Origin of the sequence: Nocardia sp. CC201C (assembly GCF_030010695.1) — a bacterium.
Lineage (GTDB): Bacteria > Actinomycetota > Actinomycetes > Mycobacteriales > Mycobacteriaceae > Nocardia > Nocardia otitidiscaviarum.
In genome coordinates this window covers 1-14,033 of sequence record NZ_JASCXP010000179.1, presented here as the reverse complement: position 1 = coordinate 14,033, position 14,033 = coordinate 1, and the positions used below count along the sequence as shown (strand labels likewise).

Sequence of the window (14,033 nt, the reverse complement as noted above, 5' to 3'; positions counted from 1 at the left end):
GTTGGGTGGTCGTCGTGTAGGGCTCGTTCGCAGCGCAGCGCGAGGTCGCGGCGGTCGGTGCCGGGCGGTTCCAGCGGCTGCAACACCACCTCGGCCACGACACCCCGGGAGCGCAGCACCCGGCGAATGGAATCCATCAGGGTGTCGGTGCCGACGAAACCCGGAACCGTGGAGAGTTCACCCGCGCGGTCCAGATAGCGCACGCGGATCGGCTGCACGGGCACCTCGGCGTCGATGGCCGCCTGGAACAGCGCGGGGCGCATGCGACCGCGCCCGCGCCCGCACCAGGTGGTGCCCTCGGGGAAAACTCCCACGCGCTCACCAGATTTCAGACGCTCCACCATGGTCGTCACCACGGCGGGCAGGGTGCGTAGATGCTCGCGCTCGATGGGGATGACGCGCACCAGGCGGGCCACGTCGCCGAGCAGCGGCCAGTTCACCAGATCGGCGCGGGCCACGAAACTCATGGGCTGCACGGCGCTCAGCACCACGATATCGGTCCAGCCCACATGGTCGGCGACCACCAGTAGCCCGCGGCCGACGTGGCCGTCCTCGATCCGGGTCACGGTGTCGGTGCGCGATGTCCCGTCGCCGTTCGCGGCACCCACCGGTTCGTCGCCGCGCCGGTCTACGACACGGACCCGAATCCCGCAGCACGACAGCAGGGTTCGCGCGTAACCGCGCTGCATGGCGGGCCGCCAACGACGCGGCGTGGCCAGATAGGCGGCCGGGAAGGTGGACAGCACGGCCGCGAAGGACAGGATGCGTCCGGCGACCCGCAGGGTTCCGGACTCAACGGCGGACTCGACGCAGTCGGGACCGCAGGGGCTCGACGGCATCCAGGCGTGCACGGGCGCGGCGGGCGGGCACGACAGCGGTGCCGAACCCGGGGACAGGAAGGCGGGCATCATGGCGGCTCACCGGGCATCGAACGTGGCCGCGGCGCTGCGCAACCGATCCAGGTAACGGGTGTTCACGGTGGCGAAGCCGAGCAGCGCCACGAAGTCGGCGACACCGAAATCGGGGTCGTGGGCGGGCTCGCCGCAGATCTGCGCGCCCAGGCGCAGATAGCCGTTGAGCAGCGGCGGCACCTTCGCGCGGGCGGGCGGTTCCAGCTCGTCGAGGGTGCGGCCGTCCACCTCCACCGGGCGGTACGGGTGCACGAAACGCTCCGGCGTCACCGCGTGGCGGGCGAGCAGCATGTCCCGCACCCCGCGCACGTTCACGCCGGGCTCGTCCTCGGGTGTCAGCCGCATGGGCACCGAGACGCAGCCCATCACCCAGTCGTAGCCGGTGATCTCGATGTAGTGCAGGATGCCCGCCCACATGAGGCTGAGCACCGAACCGTTGCGGTGTTCGGGCACCACGCAGGCGCGGCCCATCTCGACGATGCGCTGCCCTTCCGGATCCAGGCCGGTGAGGTCGAATTCGGTGGCGGTGTAGTAGCCGCCCGCGGCGGACACTTTGTGCGGCGGCAGCATCCGGTAGCAGCCGACGAACTCGTCGCTGTGGTTGTCGCGGACCAGCAGGTGATCGCAGTGCTCGTCGAAGCGGTCGTGGTCGCGACCGGTGCCGTCGTCGGCGATGGTGAATCCGGGCTCACCCGCGAACACCCGGTAGCGCAGCCGCTGGGCCACCTCACGATGGGCGGCATCGGATTCGACGACCAGGGAGTACCGGGCACGGCCCTGGGAGCGAATCGGTTCCGGGGTGGAACAGGGGGCGGCGGAGAGCAGGGCTGGATTCGACGCTGCCTTGGGGGTCATAACGATGATCAAGCCAGGCGCACACTGCGCCGGGGCAACCTCGGGATGGCGAGCCGATGCCGGTCGAGTGAACGTGATCTGGACCGCACACGGAGTTCATCCGACGGTCGCCGACCGTTCCCCACCAGGACGAATACTGGTTTCCGAGGCGGCTTTCCGCTGACGGTGAGGATGCGGAGCCTCGACGCGAAGTGCGCGAGAAGTGACAGCCTACGTCACCGCGACCGCGGCCGGTCGGCCACCCCCGCGCGGTTCCCGCACGACAGCGGCATGGTGATCCCAATGCCTGGCCCGGGTCCCAGCTCCCAGGTCCCGGGTCCCGGACCGGGCGGCTAACGACGACCGCCCGGCGAGTACGCCGGGCGGTGCGGTATGCCGCGAAACGGTGCCGGAATCCCGCGAAACGGTGCCGGATGCCCGCGAAGCGGTGCGATGCGGATCAGGCCGCGCGACGTTGCTCGGTGATCTCCGGCGCGGCGGGCTTTTCCACCTCGTCGAAGCCGGGCCGCCCGGTGCCGATGAAGGCCACCAGCCAGGAGAACACGGCGGCGAACCGGTTGCGGAAGCCGACCAGGTAGAACAGGTGCACCGCCAGCCAGGCGACCCAGGCCACGGTACCGGTGAACTTGATCTTGTCGTTGACCTTGGTGACCGCGCTGAATCGGCTGATCACCGCCATGCTGCCCTTGTCCCAGTACACGAACGGGGTCGCGACCTGCTTCTTGTGGCGGATGATGTCGGCGACGTGGCGACCCTCCTGCATGGCCACCGGCGACTGGCCCGGGTAGCCGTTGAGCGAGGTCATATCGCCGATGGCGTAGATGTCGGCGTGTCCGCCCACGGTGAGGTCGGGATTGACCAATAGTCGTCCGGCACGGTCGGTTTCGCAGCCGGTGGCCTCGGCCAGCAGGCGCGCGAACCCACCCGCCTGCACACCGGCAGACCACACCACGGTCTCGGCGGCGATACCGCGCTCCACGCCGTCCTTGCTCTTGACGGTCACCTTGCCGAGTTCGATATCGGTCACGAAGGTGTCCAGCAGCACCTCGACGCCGCTGTCGGTGAGCGAGCGCTTCGCGTACTCCGACAGAGTGCCGCCGAAGGGCGGCAGCACCGCACCGGCGCCCTCGACCAGGGTGACCGACACCTCCTGGTGGTAGTGCCGCTTCGACAGCTCCTTCAGCTGCCCCGCGACCTCGACGCCGGTCGCGCCCGCGCCCACCACCACGAAGCTCAACAGGCGCTCACGGGTGGCCGGATCGGCGTTCTCGGCCATCGCGAAGACGTGCTCGATCTGGGCGCGCAGGCGCTTGGCATCGTCGATGGTCTTGAGCGAGAAGGTCTTGTCGGCGAAATCGTCACGGCCGAAGTAGGACTGGCTGGCACCGGTCGCCGCGATGAGCTTGTTGTAGCGGATGCGCCGCAGGCCCTCGGGCGTCTCGTAGGTGAGGACGGCGTCCTCGGCGTCGATTCCGACGACCGTGCCCAGCCGGGCCTCACCGTGCTTGTGGTGACGAATGATGTTCTTGATGGGCGGCGCGATCTCATCGGAGGCCAGCACACCCGTCGCTACCTGGTAGAGCAGCGGCTGGAACAGATGCTCCGGAGTGGCCGAGATGAGAACGTAATCGATCCCCGACTTGTTCAACTGCTTGGCGGCGGCCAAGCCACCGAAGCCCGATCCGACGATGACGACATCAGTGGCTTCGATCCCCGAATCCAAGTACTGCATGACAGCTCCCTTCTGTCATGACTAACCGTGATTCGGAACGTGATTGTTCCAGGGGTCAGGGCGCATAATGTAGATGACTCTTATCTAGGTTGATCATGAATGGAGATCATCGAGTGGAGCTGCGACAGCTGGCGTACTTCGTCGCCGTCTGCGAGGAGCTGAGTTTCAGTCGCGCGGCGACGCGCTGCTTCATCTCCCAGTCGGCCATCAGCCACCAGATCGCTCGACTCGAGCGTGACCTCGGCGTGACCCTCTTCGAACGCTCGACCCGCTCGGTGGTGCCCACCGACGCGACCACTCGGCTACTTCCTCTTGCAAAACAAATGTTGAGCCTGGAATCGGCCATTCGCGCAGCTGTACGGGCTTCCGGGCCGCGCATTCGCTTGGCGGCGAACATGTCTTTCGCAACAAGATCACTGTCGGCGATCGCGGGAGCACGCGCCGCGCATCCGGGGGCCGAGATCGAGTTCGTCATCAAGCCTTTCCGACAGCGCATCCAGGCGGTGGCGGACGGGGACTGCGATCTCGCGCTCATCCGCGGCAGCGTGGACCAGCCCGGACTGACCGTCGAGAAACTCTGGGTGGAGGATCTGGTCATCGCCACCTCCACCGCTCATCCGCTGGCCGGACGCGAGGACGTCACCTTCGCCGAACTCGGCTCGTACCCGCTGCTGCTGCCGCCGGAATCCGAGCAGGTGCTGCTGCACAATGTGGTGCGCGCCGCCTTCGCCGATCTGCCCGCCGGACCCGCGTACGGGCCGCCCATCCCGCCGGACCACACGGCCACCATGGAACTCATCAATCGCCCCGACGCCTGGACCATCCTGTACGCCGACAGCCAGACCGAGGGCATCGCGACACTGCGGCTGGCGGGGCGGCCGCTGCGGGTGCCGGTCTCGGCGGTGACCCGCAGCGATGTGCGCCGCTCCCCCATCCTGACCACGCTGCTGGCGGCCCTGCACAGCGCGTGACCGCGCCCGGCCGCGTCAGCGGTGGAGTGCCTGAGCCGTGTCAGCGGTGGAGTGGCTGGGCCGCGTCAGCGGTGGAGTGCCCGCGCCACGGCCAGGTGCAGGCGCAGATCGTCCGGCTCCTCGTCCTCGACGGCCCAGACGATCTCCTCCATGGCGCGCAGGAACGCCCAGCCGCGGGCGCGCTCCGGGTCGATGTCCAGGCCCGCCGCCGTGCGCGCGACGGCCTCGCGGGCGTGCGCGGGGGTGGGGTCGCACTGCACTTGGATCATGATCAGGAAGCCCGCGTCGAAGGCGGCCTCGCCCAGATACGCCTTGGGGTCGATGAGCAGCCACGGTTCGCGTTCGGCCGCCACGATATTGCCGAGGTGGGTGTCGCGATTGACCACCAGCAGCGGCCCGTCCGGGACCGCCAGGCGTTCGCACCAGTCCAGTGCCGACCGCCGCAGTCGCGCCGGAATCACCTGCGCCACCTCGGGTTCGGGATCGGTGAACATCTCGACCCATTCCGTCACCATGCCGGTCGCCTCGGGGAGGGGCGGGAAGTGGCCGGGAAGGCCGGTGGGCGTGCGGCGCAGTCGCCGGTACAGCGCGCAGGCCAGCTCGATCTTGTCGACGTGTTCGGGCCTGCCCTCGAGGCTCGGGAATCCGGGCTGCTCCAGCAGCGGAGTGCCGGGGCGGGCCCATTCCAGCAGCATGGCACCGGAATTCGGGTCGAACTCGTGGAGTCGCACCGCTCCGTCACCCCGGTAGCAGTGCAATCCGGCGGCTTCGCCGATGTTCTCCGGGTCGACCACCGGGATCTTGAGCACCGCCGGGCCGCCGTCGGCGCGGCGCACGGGCGCGACCCACGAGTGGGTGCCACCGCCGAAGGCGTCGCCGATCACCTCCAGTTCCCATGCGGCACAGCGCTCTTCGATCACGGCGGGCAGGGCCGCCAACCAGCGCTCACCATGCTCTTCGAAACTCTCACGAATCGTCTCGGCGACGTCCACGGGCAAGGTCACCGCACCAGCCTCGCATCCGGCCGACACGGACCGGCCGATCGGCATACCCTGGCTTCGTGAGCTCCGAGAATCTGCGGGCGTCCGACGCGGACCGCGAGAAGATCGTCAACCGGCTGCGGCTGGCCATGGACGAGGGCCGCCTCAGCCTCCACGAATTCGACGAACGGCTGCAACAGGTCTACGCCGCCAAGACGCACGGCGAACTGGTCCCACTGACCTCGGACCTGCCCGCACAGCGACCCCAACGCGGCACCCGCCCGGCCGATACCGGCATCCCCACCTGGATCAAGATCATGTGGACGCCCTGGGTCTTCGTGAACCTGCTGTGCATGGTGATCTGGCTGGCGACCGGCCTCGGCTACTTCTGGCCCTTCTGGGTAATGGTCCCCTGGGGCCTGGCCCTGCTCATTCCCACCACCATCGGCATCACAACCGCCCGCGACCAGCGCCGCCGCGCCGGATAGGGCGCTCACGGCAACCTCACCGCCGACATCCAGGAAGCCGGGAGCCGCGCTGGCTAGCGTCTGCGTCGAACGATGATTCCGACGACAGGAGCGATCATGGACGACCGCCACGAGCACGACCTGGGGCTGGCACACGACCTGCGGGTGATGGGCAGGCGGCGGGCGCTGCGGTGGTTCGGAGCGGCGGGGGCGGCGGCGGGGGCGGCGCTGCTCACCGGATGCGCGAACGGCGAGACCACCGGCGGCACCACCGAAACCACCGGCACCATGACCACGACGAGCACGCTGGCCGCCGCACCGCAGGAAACCGCCGGACCCTATCCCGGCGACGGGTCGAACGGGCCGAACGTGCTCATCGAATCCGGTGTGGTGCGCCAGGATCTGACCACCAGTTTCGGCGCGTACTCCGGTGTGGCCGAGGGTGTTCCGGTCACGATCGAACTGACTCTGGTCGACCTGGTGGCCAGCGCGCCCGGTGCGGATATGGCCGTCTACCTGTGGCACTGCGATCGCGAGGGTCGGTATTCGCTGTACAGCAGCGGTGTCGAGGAGGAGAACTTCCTGCGCGGCGTGCAGGTCGCCGACGGCGACGGCAGGATCCGGTTCACCTCGATCTTCCCCGCCTGTTACGACGGGCGCTGGCCGCATATCCACTTCGAGGTGTACGACTCGCTCGCCACCGCCGTCGCGGGCTCGAACGCCCGTCTGACCTCCCAGATCGCCTTGCCGCAGGATGCCTGCGAGCAGGTCTACGCCTACGATTCGGCCTACAGCTCCAGCCCGTCCAACCTGTCTCGCGTCTCGCTGTCCTCGGACAATGTCTTCGGTGACGGCTGGGACGCCGAATTGGCCACCGTCACCGGCACGCCCGCGAATGGGATGACGATCGCGCTCACCATCGGCGTCGGCGAGGCATCGGCCACCACCGGCGCAACCGACGCTCGAGGGGGTCCCGACGGGTCGAGGCCGACCGGATAGCCGAATCGCTCGGATGATTCCCGGCGGTACGCACCCGAGCCGTGCCCGATCAGGTTCCGGCGATCGGCGTCTCGTGCACCGAACGCCACAGGTACCGCTGGCCGTCGGTGGTCAGCACGGCGGTCACCCACCGCCGCGTCGTCAGCTCCCCCACCGTGTTCGCGGCGATGAACCGCACCACCACCAACCCCGGCCGCTGCGCGATCTCCCCCACCTCGGACACCTCGATCCGCAAGCCCGGCTGGGCATTGCGCGCCGACCACAGCCCGGACAGCAGCGTCCCCCGATCCACGAGCTGCCCGGTCGTCACCACCGAGGTGAAGCCCTCGTCCAGGGCGGCGGAGATCCGATCGAACACCTTGGGCGGCGCATCACCCCCGAGCCACTCGGCCAGATCCCAGTGCAGGCCCGCGACCACCTCGGACAGATCGAGTCCGATTGCCATATCGCGGTTTTCATCGGCCATCGCCTCGGCCTTCCTACGCCGAGGATCGAATCGACCACGCACCATTCCCCCTGAAAGCACGACTCGCCAAATCAGACCGCTTACGCGACAACTGATTTGGCGAGTAGAGGGTAACTCATCGGGTACCGGCTGACCCGGCCCGCGGGCGGGTCGGCGACACGACACATCACGCCGCCGACCCGCCCACGTGAGACACGGAGAGGTGGACTAGCCCTTGTGGGCCTTGACCGCCTCGGTCAGCTGCGGGGCGACATTGAACAGGTCGCCGACGATGCCGTAATCGCTGATCTCGAAGATCGGGGCCTCTTCGTCCTTGTTGACGGCCACGATGGTCTTCGAGGTCTGCATGCCGGCGCGGTGCTGGATGGCGCCGGAGATGCCGAGGGCGACGTACAGCTGCGGGGAGACCGTCTTACCGGTCTGGCCCACCTGGAACTGGCCCGGGTAGTAGCCGGAGTCGACGGCCGCGCGGGACGCGCCGACGGCGGCACCGAGGGCGTCGGCGAGCGGCTCGACGACCTTGCCGAAGTTGTCGGCCGAACCGACGCCGCGGCCACCGGAGACCACGATGGCGGCCTCGGTGAGCTCCGGACGGTCACCGCCGACGATCGGCTCGCGAGCGGTGACCTTGACGACGCCCTCTTCCTGCGCGGGCACCTCGACGGCGACCTTCTCGCCGGCGCCGTTCTGCGGGGCGGCCTCGATGGCGCCCGGGCGCACCGAGATCACCGGCACGTCGCCGGTGGCCTTGGCGTCGACGGTGAACGCGCCACCGAAGATGGAGTGCACGGCCGAGCCGTCACCGTTCACGGCGATGACGTCGACCAGCAGGCCGGAGCCGATGCGGGCGGCGAGGCGGCCCGACACCTCCTTGCCCTCGGCGGTGGCGGCGACCAGGATCGCGGCCGGCGAGGCGGACTCGGACAGCCCGGCCAGCACGTCGACCTTCGGGGTCACCAGGAAGCCCTCGGCGTCGTCGGACTCGGCGACGTAGATCTTCTCGGCGCCGGCGGCGGCCAGGGCGTCACCCAGCTTGTCGGCGGTGCCGGGGGCGGCGACCACGACGGCGGCCGGGGTGCCCAGCGAGCGGGCCGCGGTGAGGAGTTCGGTGGTGACCTTCTTGGGGGCACCTTCGGCGTGCTCCACGAGCACGAGTACTTCTGCCATTGTCTTTCTCTCCTGAAGTTCGTTGTGCTCGGGGGCTTTAGATGATCTTCTGGCCGACCAGGTAGGTGGCGATCTGGTTGCCGCCCTCACCCTCGTCGACGATCTTCTCGCCCGCCGTGCGCGGCGGCTTCGGGGTCACACCGGTCACCTGGGTGCCGGCGTTCGCAACGCCCACGGTCTCCGGGTCCACGCCCAGGTCGGCCAGGGTGAAGGTCTGTACTTCCTTCTTCTTGGCGGCCATGATGCCCTTGAAGGACGGGAAGCGCGGCTCGTTGATCTTCTCGTTGACCGAGACGATGGCCGGGAGGCTGGCCTCCAGCTTGAACACGCCCTCGTCGGTCTCGCGCTCGCCGGTGACCTTGTCGCCGTCGACGGTCAGCTTGCGCAGGTGGGTCAGCTGCGGCAGACCCAGGTACTCGGCGACGATGGCCGGGACGGCGCCGGCGCGACCATCGGTGGACTCGTTACCGGCGATGACCAGCTCGACACCCTCGATCTGGCCCAGCGCGGCGGCGAGGATGTAGGCGGTCTGCACGGCGTCGGAGCCGTGGATGGCGTCATCGGAGATGTGGATGGCCTTGTCGGCGCCCATGGACAGCGCCTTGCGGATGGCCTCGGTGGCGCGCGCCGGACCCGCGGCCAGGACGGTGACCTCGCCGCCCTGCGCCTCCTTGATCAGCAGCGCCTCCTCGACGGCGCGCTCGTTGATCTCGTCGAGGATGGCGTCGGCGGCCTCGCGGTCGAGGGTGTAGTCACCGTCGGTCAGCTTGCGCTCGGACCAGGTGTCGGGAACCTGCTTGATCAGTACGACGATGTTCGGCATTGGTCTTCGTCGACCTCCTGTTCTGGTGGCACTGGGGTGTGGCGGTCGCACGACTGCCCACATGTGTAGCTCGGCCAGGACATTACCCTACGTTAAGTTACTCGTGGGTAACTTAGGCTGTGATGTTTTGCATGACCCCCCTCCGACGCCGAGTGTGATACAGGCAACCGCTAACGTCGGACGGGTGAGCGATGCCGTGATATCCCCCGAAGATGCATCCCCCGAAGGCCACGCCGATCCCCTGCCGCTGACCGGCGAGCGGACGGTGCCCGGCATCGCCGAGGAGAACTACTGGTTCCGTCGCCACGAAATCGCTTACGCCCGACTGCTGTCGCGCTGCGCCGGAAAGACCGTGCTCGAAGCCGGAAGCGGAGAAGGCTACGGGGCCAACATGATCGCCGATGTGGCCGCGCGTGTCATCGGGCTGGACTATGACGACTCCGCGGTCGCGCACGTGCGGGCCAAATACCCGCGGGTGGAGATGATCCAGGGCAATCTGGCCGACCTGCCGCTCGAAGACGCCTCCGTCGACGTGGTGGTGAACTTCCAGGTCATCGAACACCTGTGGGACCAGGCGCAATTCGTGCGCGAATGCCTGCGGGTGCTGCGGCCCGGCGGCGAACTGCTGATCAGCACCCCCAACCGCATCACCTTCTCCCCGGGGCGCGACACGCCGCTCAATCCTTTCCACACCCGGGAACTCAACGCGGCCGAACTCACCGAACTGCTTGTCGAGGCCGGTTTCCGGGTCGATGTCATGAGCGGCGTATTCCACGGCGCGACGCTGGCCGCGCTGGACCGGAAGTGGGGCGGGTCGATCATCGACGCGCAGATCGAGCGGGCGCTCGCCGGACAGCCGTGGCCAGCCGACCTGGCGGCCGACGTGGCGGCGGTGTCCGTCGACGACTTCGACCTGCTCACCGACGCCGACTCCGATATCGACGCCAGCCTCGACCTGGTCGCCATCGCGGTGAAGCCGTGAGCGGGAAGTCCACGGTTCCGGGCCAGTTCACGCTGGTCCTGCACTCACATCTGCCCTGGCTGGCCCATCACGGGCGGTGGCCGGTCGGCGAGGAGTGGCTGTACCAGTCCTGGGCCGCCTCCTACCTGCCGGTGGCCCAGGTGTTGAGAAACCTTGCCGCCGAAGGCCGTTCGCATCTGCTGAGCCTGGGCATCACGCCGGTGCTGGCGGCGCAGCTGGACGACCCGCACTGCCTGTCCGGCATGCACCACTGGCTGGGCAACTGGCGGCTGCGCGCCGACGAAGCCGCCATGAGTGGGAATACCGCACTCGGCGCGCACGAACACCGGCTCGCCACCGCGGCGCTCGCGGACTTCGAGACGCGCTGGCGGCACGGGGCGTCACCGGTGTGGCGCGAACTCATCGACGCCGACGCCATCGAACTGCTGGGCGGGCCGCTGGCCCATCCCTTCCAGCCGCTGCTGGACCAGCGGCTGCGCGCCTATCAGCTCAGCGAGGGTCTCGCCGACGCGCGGCAGCGCTGGGGGCATACGCCCGCGGGCATCTGGGCTCCCGAATGCGGATTCACCCCCGGCATGGAGCGGGACTACGCGGCGGCCGGGATCTCGCATTTCCTGTGCGACGGACCCGCGCTGCGCGGTGACACCACCCTCGGGCGGCCGGTGTGGGACTCCGACGTGGTGGTGTTCGGCCGCGATCTGCACGTGTCGTACCGCGTGTGGTCGCCGAAGTCCGGCTACCCGGGTCAGCCCTACTACCGTGATTTCCATCACTACGATCACGCCACCGGGCTCAAGCCCGCGCGGGTCACGGGCAAGACCGTGGCCGGGCCGGACAAGGCTCCCTACGATCCGGAACTCGCCGCCGCGGCCGTCGACCGCGACGTGGCGGACTTCGTGGAGACGGTGCGCGAACGCCTGATCGCGGAGTCCGAGCGCATCGGCCGCCCCGCCCTCGTGGTGGCCGCCTTCGACACCGAACTGTTCGGCCACTGGTGGCACGAGGGGCCGCAGTGGCTGGAGAAAGTGCTGCGCGCGCTGCCCGAGGCCGGGGTCACCGTCGGCACCCTCACCGACGCCCGCGACCGTGGTTACGTGGGCGAACGCGTCGAACTGGCCGACTCGTCGTGGGGTTCGGGCAAGGACTGGCGGGTCTGGGCCGGGGATCAGGTGCGCGATCTGGTCGACCTCAACGCCGAGATCGTGCGGCTGGCCCTGGACACCCTGGACAAGATGCGCACCGATCAGGACGGCCTCCGCGATCCGGTTGCCGATCAGCTGCTGCGCGAGGCCATTCTCACCGTCTCCAGCGACTGGGCGTTCATGGTGTCGAAGGATTCGGCCGCCGGATACGCCCGCGACCGCGCCCATCAGCACGCCCACGCCGTCCGCGAGATCGCGGCCGCCGTTTCGGCCGGGCAACTCGCCAAAGCCGGGCAGTTGGCGGCAGGATGGAGCGCGGCCGACGGACTCTTCCCGGCGCTGGACGCGCGCCGACTCGGCCCTGCCGCCCTAGAAGGACATTGATGAAGATCTTGATGGTGTCGTGGGAGTACCCACCCGTCGTCGTCGGCGGGCTGGGCCGCCACGTCCACCACCTGGCCACCGAACTCGCCGCCGCCGGACACGAGGTGGTGGTGCTGGCCCGTCGGCCCATGGGCACCGACGCGAGCACCCACCCCACCCACTCTTTCGTGGAGGACGGCGTCCTGGTGGTGGCGGTGGCCGAGGATCCGCCGTGCTTCGACTTCGGCGAGGACATGCTGGCCTGGACGCTGGCCATGGGGCACGCCATGGTGCGGGCCGGGGTGGCGCTCACCAAGCCCGGCATCGGCGAGGGCTGGGCGCCGGATGTGGTGCACGCCCACGACTGGCTGGTCGCGCATCCGGCCGTCGCGCTGGCCGAGTTCTACGATGTGCCACTGGTTTCCACCATTCACGCCACTGAGGCCGGGCGGCACAGCGGCTGGGTGTCGGGCCGGGTCAACCGGCAGGTGCATTCGGTGGAATGGTGGCTGGCGCACGAATCCGACGCGCTCATCACCTGTTCGGCCTCCATGCGGGAGGAGGTGGAGCGCCTCTACAACCCGGAGCGCACCCCGCTCACCGTCATCCGCAACGGAATCGACGTGGGCGCGTGGACTTTCCGGGAACGCGCACCCCGCTCGGGTCCGCCGCGTCTGCTGTACGTCGGCCGCCTGGAATACGAGAAGGGCGTGCAGGACGCCATCGCCGCCCTGCCCCGCATCCGGAAGGCGCATCCCGGAACGACGTTGACCATCGCCGGGGTCGGCACCCAGTTCGACTGGCTGCGCGAGCGTGCCCGGGCGCACCGGGTGGCCCGCGCCGTCAACTTCGCCGGACGCCTGGACCACACCGATCTGCTGGGCTGGCTGCACAGCGCCGACGCAATCGTGCTGCCCAGCCGCTACGAGCCCTTCGGCATCGTCGCGCTGGAGGCGGCCGCCGCCGGCACCCCGCTGGTGACCTCCACCGCGGGCGGCCTCGGCGAACTGGTGACCGACGGCGTCACCGGCGCGTCCTTCGCTCCCGCCGACGTCAACGGCCTGGTCGACGCGGTGGTCTCCGTTCTGGACGACCAGCTCGCCGCCCAGGACCGCGCCTGGGCCGCCCGCGAACGCCTCACCGCCGACTTCGCCTGGGACGTGGTCGCCGCCGAAACCGCCCTGGTCTACCAGGCCGCCAAACGCCGCGTCCGCACCCCGCTAGCGCGCCCGGCGATCGTGGAACGCCCCCTCCCGGAACGCGATCCGAACCAGCCGTACTGACTCCGGCGGTGCGCGCCGATCGCGCACCACGGGTCATCGTCGCGAATAGGTGAGCCCGATCCCGGCGATGAACAAGGCGAGCCCCACGCCGACAGCCGCGATGAGATTCCCGAAATAGGCGGCCACGCCGATCCCGACGATCAGCGCCACCGCGAACGCGATCCATTCGACCGCCGTCGGCCGTCGATCCGGTATTCGCAACCCCGCACCTCGCTTCCGCTCGGTTTTCGGTCGTCAGTCACTCGACTACCCGGTCCGAGCGGTCCGACACCACATCAGCCATCGACGGCCCCGGCGCGGGCGGCCTCAGCGCACCACACCGGCCGCGCGGGCGGCGGTGAGCCCGCCCCGCTACGTCCTGGCAAGCTCCAACCCGGCCGCCGCCCCTGGATCGAGTTCGGCGTGCGGCACCGGGTTGGCCAGCAGCCAGCGGCGGAAGGATTCGTCGTTGAACTGGTAGTGGCCGCCGCCGGCGCGGAGCAGGCCGGCGCGGTGGGCCCAGTTCAGGAATTCGGTGGGGCGGGCGCTGAACTGGTCGCTGCCGAGTAGGACCAGGCAGGCGCACAGGTAGCGGACGCGGCGGACCACGGTGCTGCCGCCGCCCACCACCAGGGCCGCGACCACGACGGTGAACAGGGCCAGGTGCAGACCCGACCGCTGGGTCACGATCACCCAGCCGAGATAGCCCGCCACCAGCAGGGCCGTGGCGGCGAGCAGCAGCATCCACCCGGTCCGGCCCCACCGGAACAGCCAGCGGTAGTCGGCGGCGGGGGCGAGGAAGCGGCTCTCCAGGACCGGGCCGAGGAAGGCCAGGAGGGCGGCGAGCAGCGCGGCTATCGGCCAGACTCCCGCCACCCCGGCCATGCCGTGGCCGACCAGCAGGATCACCCGG

At 69.4% G+C, this 14,033-nt stretch carries 15 protein-coding genes; 6 read left to right on the top strand and 9 right to left on the bottom strand.

Annotation, left to right across the window (positions count from 1 at the left end; genetic code table 11):
- From QK444_RS19420 to QK444_RS19410, 3 genes are all read right to left on the bottom strand, one after another.
- The coding region (locus tag QK444_RS19420) for a lysophospholipid acyltransferase family protein (RefSeq protein WP_282782293.1) at positions 1–911 on the bottom strand (911 nt) is incomplete at its 3' end.
- 6 nt (positions 912–917) lie between these two features.
- Positions 918–1,766: a GNAT family N-acyltransferase gene (locus tag QK444_RS19415; protein ID WP_282782291.1), complete on the bottom strand. Its 849-nt coding sequence runs from the start codon at positions 1,764–1,766 to the stop codon at positions 918–920.
- Between the two features lie 439 nt (positions 1,767–2,205).
- Positions 2,206–3,498, bottom strand: a complete 1,293-nt coding sequence (locus QK444_RS19410) for an NAD(P)/FAD-dependent oxidoreductase (protein WP_282782290.1) — start codon at positions 3,496–3,498, stop codon at positions 2,206–2,208.
- Positions 3,499–3,611: 113 nt separating this feature from the next.
- On the opposite strand from QK444_RS19410, the gene QK444_RS19405 reads away from it, so the two are divergent.
- Positions 3,612–4,469, top strand: a complete 858-nt coding sequence (locus tag QK444_RS19405) for a LysR family transcriptional regulator (RefSeq protein WP_282782289.1) — start codon at positions 3,612–3,614, stop codon at positions 4,467–4,469.
- A 65-nt stretch (positions 4,470–4,534) separates the two neighbouring features.
- Here QK444_RS19405 and QK444_RS19400 read toward each other — a convergent pair whose 3' ends face one another.
- On the bottom strand, positions 4,535–5,473 hold the full coding sequence (locus QK444_RS19400) for an aminoglycoside phosphotransferase family protein (protein ID WP_282782287.1): 939 nt from the start codon (positions 5,471–5,473) through the stop codon (positions 4,535–4,537).
- A gap of 56 nt (positions 5,474–5,529) precedes the next feature.
- On the opposite strand from QK444_RS19400, the gene QK444_RS19395 reads away from it, so the two are divergent.
- A complete protein-coding gene (locus QK444_RS19395; RefSeq protein ID WP_282782285.1) occupies positions 5,530–5,937 on the top strand; it encodes a DUF1707 domain-containing protein in 408 nt (135 codons plus the stop codon).
- 96 nt (positions 5,938–6,033) lie between these two features.
- Positions 6,034–6,915: a dioxygenase gene (locus tag QK444_RS19390; RefSeq protein WP_282782283.1), complete on the top strand. Its 882-nt coding sequence runs from the start codon at positions 6,034–6,036 to the stop codon at positions 6,913–6,915.
- Positions 6,916–6,964: 49 nt separating this feature from the next.
- On the opposite strand, the gene QK444_RS19385 is transcribed toward QK444_RS19390, so the two are convergent.
- The 3 genes from QK444_RS19385 to QK444_RS19375 all read right to left on the bottom strand — a co-directional run bounded on the left by QK444_RS19385 (position 6,965) and on the right by QK444_RS19375 (position 9,371).
- Positions 6,965–7,360 (bottom strand): hypothetical protein, encoded by a 396-nt coding sequence (locus QK444_RS19385; protein ID WP_282782281.1) that lies wholly within the window; start codon positions 7,358–7,360, stop codon positions 6,965–6,967.
- Between the two features lie 228 nt (positions 7,361–7,588).
- A complete protein-coding gene (locus QK444_RS19380; RefSeq protein WP_029927372.1) occupies positions 7,589–8,548 on the bottom strand; it encodes an electron transfer flavoprotein subunit alpha/FixB family protein in 960 nt (319 codons plus the stop codon).
- 37 nt (positions 8,549–8,585) lie between these two features.
- The gene (locus tag QK444_RS19375; protein ID WP_282782278.1) at positions 8,586–9,371 is read right to left on the bottom strand and encodes an electron transfer flavoprotein subunit beta/FixA family protein; all 786 of its coding nucleotides are present in this window, start codon (positions 9,369–9,371) and stop codon (positions 8,586–8,588) included.
- Between the two features lie 184 nt (positions 9,372–9,555).
- Between QK444_RS19375 and QK444_RS19370 the strand changes: the two genes are divergently transcribed.
- The 3 genes from QK444_RS19370 to QK444_RS19360 are packed head-to-tail and all read left to right on the top strand — an operon-like array spanning position 9,556 to position 13,141.
- Positions 9,556–10,353 (top strand): class I SAM-dependent methyltransferase, encoded by a 798-nt coding sequence (locus tag QK444_RS19370; protein WP_282782276.1) that lies wholly within the window; start codon positions 9,556–9,558, stop codon positions 10,351–10,353.
- Positions 10,350–11,879 carry a glycoside hydrolase family 57 protein gene (locus QK444_RS19365; protein ID WP_282782274.1) on the top strand — a complete coding sequence of 510 codons (1,530 nt, stop codon included), beginning with the start codon at positions 10,350–10,352 and terminating at the stop codon, positions 11,877–11,879. The genes QK444_RS19370 and QK444_RS19365 overlap by 4 nt, the downstream gene beginning before the upstream one ends.
- Entirely contained in the window at positions 11,879–13,141 is a 1,263-nt protein-coding gene (locus QK444_RS19360; protein ID WP_282782272.1) for a glycosyltransferase family 4 protein, read from the top strand. The genes QK444_RS19365 and QK444_RS19360 overlap by 1 nt, the downstream gene beginning before the upstream one ends.
- A gap of 33 nt (positions 13,142–13,174) precedes the next feature.
- Here the strand turns inward: QK444_RS19360 and QK444_RS19355 are convergent, their stop codons facing one another.
- Both QK444_RS19355 and QK444_RS19350 read right to left on the bottom strand, forming a co-directional pair.
- Positions 13,175–13,342: a hypothetical protein gene (locus QK444_RS19355; protein ID WP_282782270.1), complete on the bottom strand. Its 168-nt coding sequence runs from the start codon at positions 13,340–13,342 to the stop codon at positions 13,175–13,177.
- A 150-nt stretch (positions 13,343–13,492) separates the two neighbouring features.
- The coding region (locus tag QK444_RS19350; protein WP_282782268.1) for a hypothetical protein at positions 13,493–14,033 on the bottom strand (541 nt) is incomplete at its 5' end.

What these genes read in the sequence shown, in the direction of transcription:
- QK444_RS19415 (WP_282782291.1), bottom strand. Translation starts at nt 1,766, where the DNA reads ATGACCCCCAAGGCAGCGTCGAATCCAGCCCTGCTCTCCGCCGCCCCC.
- QK444_RS19385 (WP_282782281.1), bottom strand. Translation starts at nt 7,360, where the DNA reads ATGGCAATCGGACTCGATCTGTCCGAGGTGGTCGCGGGCCTGCACTGG.
- QK444_RS19375 (WP_282782278.1), bottom strand. Translation starts at nt 9,371, where the DNA reads ATGCCGAACATCGTCGTACTGATCAAGCAGGTTCCCGACACCTGGTCC.
- QK444_RS19380 (WP_029927372.1), bottom strand. Translation starts at nt 8,548, where the DNA reads ATGGCAGAAGTACTCGTGCTCGTGGAGCACGCCGAAGGTGCCCCCAAG.
- QK444_RS19390 (WP_282782283.1), top strand. Translation starts at nt 6,034, where the DNA reads ATGGACGACCGCCACGAGCACGACCTGGGGCTGGCACACGACCTGCGG.
- QK444_RS19410 (WP_282782290.1), bottom strand. Translation starts at nt 3,498, where the DNA reads ATGCAGTACTTGGATTCGGGGATCGAAGCCACTGATGTCGTCATCGTC.
- QK444_RS19360 (WP_282782272.1), top strand. Translation starts at nt 11,879, where the DNA reads ATGAAGATCTTGATGGTGTCGTGGGAGTACCCACCCGTCGTCGTCGGC.